Source organism: Mycobacterium sp. 1274761.0, assembly GCF_001668615.1.
GTDB lineage: Bacteria > Actinomycetota > Actinomycetes > Mycobacteriales > Mycobacteriaceae > Mycobacterium.
In genome coordinates this window covers 1-2,591 of the sequence record NZ_LZMC01000016.1, presented here as the reverse complement: position 1 = coordinate 2,591, position 2,591 = coordinate 1, and the positions used below count along the sequence as shown (strand labels likewise).

Below are 2,591 nucleotides of genomic sequence, written 5' to 3'. Positions count from 1 at the left end.
CGGCCGGGCGGTAGCCGCCTTGATCGGGGTAGCCACCCTGCTCCGGGTAGCCGCCGCCGGGCGGCGGGCCGTAGCCGGCGGGTGGGCGCTGCTCGTACTGCTGCGGTGGCGGGTAGCCACCCTGCGGCTGCTCGGGATAACCGCCAGGCTGGCCGTGTTCGGGGTAGCCGCCGGGCTGTGCGTGCTCGGGGTAGCCGTGGCGCTGCTGGCCGTAGCCGGGGTCGCCCTGCGGCGGTGGCGGGGGGTAGGCGCGCTGGTCGGGCGGGTACTGCGCGCGGGGGTCCTGACCGCCGTCGCGCTCCTCGGGGCGGCCGTAGCGCTCGTCGTAGTAGTCGTCGGGCCGCCCCTGTCCCTGGCCTCGGTAACTCGGGTTGTCGCTCATCGGTTGTACTCCTTCTGCGGTGTACGCGCGGTCTCGTCGTGCTGGGGCGGCTTCGCCAGTGGTGGAGTCTGGGTTGACCACACCACGAGCGCGAAATTGTCCGGTGTGCAGGTTCGCCGACTGCTCGAATCTGACGACCACATCACCATACGTTTGCCATCCCTGATCTTGGATGTAACCCTCCAAGTGGCGGGCGAAAGTGGCCGAAGTGATGTCCGGATCAGCGCTGACCTTCTGATAGTCGGGCACGCTGAGGGTAATGAAGTATTCATTCGGGGCCAAAATCCTGCCGCCCGCCAATTCCCGCGTGCCGGCATCGGCTTCCCTGTGCAGCATGGCTTCGACTTCCTGCGGCACTATCGATCCACCGAACACCCGCGCGAAGGCGTCGCCCACGGTCGACTCAAGCTTGCGCTCGATGCGGTCAACGAGACCCATCCAATCGCCTGCCTATCGCCGTAGTTCGTGATCTTGAGCAGATGTGGGGTTACCCGCGTGTCGTGTAACCACACCTGTCACATTGCATGGTATCGGGCCTGTACACAGATGCGGGACCCACAGAACTCTGAGAATCGGCAGGATGGCATTGGCCGCCCGCCCGGCGAGATCGGTACGGTTGGGGATCGGGAGAGCTTCAGTGATAGGCTCCCCCGGTTGTTGGGGCGAGTGGCGGAATGGCAGACGCGCTGGCTTCAGGTGCCAGTGTCCTTCGGGACGTGGGGGTTCAAGTCCCCCTTCGCCCACAATTTTGAGCGGTAATGCATTAGGTCACGGACTCTTCGGGTCCGTGGCCTTTTGTTTTGTCTTCACCCCCAGAGGTGCCGGTCGGTCCCGGCGCGTCCTAAGAAGCTGACTGCGTCGCTGTCGCCAGGAATTCTTGTCGGTGGGTTGTGGCAGTATCGAATGTATGTTCGATGTCGAAGACAGGGTGACGGTGCGTCCGTGTGACCGCTTGGAGGTGTTGTTCGAGGAGTTGGCGGAGTTGTGCGACCAGCGCAACGCCATCGATGGCCGGGTTGTGGAGATCATCGCCGAGATCGACCGCGATGGGTTGTGGAGCATCACCGGGACGCGGTCGGTGGCGGCGATGGTGGCCTGGAAGCTGGGCGCCTCCACGGCCAACGCCACGACGATCGCCACCCTGGCGTAGCGCTGTGAGGAGTTCCCCCGCTGTGTGGCGGGGTTGCGCGAGGGCCGGTTGTCGCTGGATCAGGTCGGGGTGATCGCCGCGCGCGCCGGTGCAGGCTCGGATGAGCACTATGCACAGCTGGCCAGCGTGGCCACAGTCAACCAGCTGCGCACCGCGCTGAAGCTGGAACCACCGCCGCAACCCCAACCCGACCCCGACACCGCGCACGACGCCGCCGACGACGATGACGCGGACGAGGCGCCGGAGCCGGTGGTGGAGGCGGCGCGCTCGATCAGCCAGACCAGCGATGAGACCTCCACGACGTGGCGGATCACCCTGCCCACCGTGGAGGCCGCGACCTTCGACGCGGCGCTGGCCGCGCATCGGGAGGCGCTGATCGCCGAGTGGAAACACGACCACGACACCAGTGCGGAGGTCTCCCTGAATGCGCCGCCGATGCCCACCAGCGTGGATGCGTTCCTGCGGCTGATCGAAACCGGCTGGGATGTGGAGGCGGCGCGGCGCCCGCACGCCCAGCACACCACCGTGGTGGTGCATGTCGACATCAACGACCGTATCGCCGCGCTGCATCTGGGTCCGCTGCTGTCTGATGGTGATCGCCGCTATCTGAGCTGTGATGCCACCTGTGAGGTGTGGTTTGAACGCCACGGTCAACCGATCGGGGCCGGCCGGGCGACGCGGGTGATCAACCGCCGGCTGCGCCGGGCGTTGGACTACCGCTATCCCACGTGTGCGGTACCCGGCTGCGGGGCCACCCGGGGGCTGCACGCCCATCACATCCGGCACTGGGAAGACGGCGGGGCCACCGAGCTGGACAACCTGGTGCTGCTGTGTCCCTATCACCACCGGCTACACCACCGCGGGGTCATCACCATCACCGGACCCGCCGACCAGCTCGCCGTCACCGACGCCGCCGGCCAGGTGATGACCAACAGCACACTGGCCCGCCCACCCACCACACCCCCACCCGAGGTGCCGCCCTATGCCGGACCTCTCGGCGAACGCGCCGACTGGTGGTGGTACGACCCCTACCAACCCCCACCTCCCACCCCCAACTAG

General features: G+C 67.0%; 1 protein-coding gene, 1 tRNA gene and 1 pseudogene. 2 read left to right on the top strand and 1 reads right to left on the bottom strand.

Annotated elements, in window-relative coordinates:
• Positions 1–820 (bottom strand): DUF3662 domain-containing protein (locus A5651_RS01900; RefSeq protein ID WP_156662522.1); only part of this gene is annotated, 820 nt, incomplete at its 3' end.
• Positions 821–1,042: 222 nt separating this feature from the next.
• Between A5651_RS01900 and A5651_RS01895 the strand changes: the two genes are divergently transcribed.
• Positions 1,043–1,125: transfer RNA gene (locus tag A5651_RS01895), tRNA-Leu, on the top strand.
• Positions 1,126–1,289: 164 nt separating this feature from the next.
• Positions 1,290–2,591: pseudogene (locus A5651_RS01890) on the top strand (DUF222 domain-containing protein).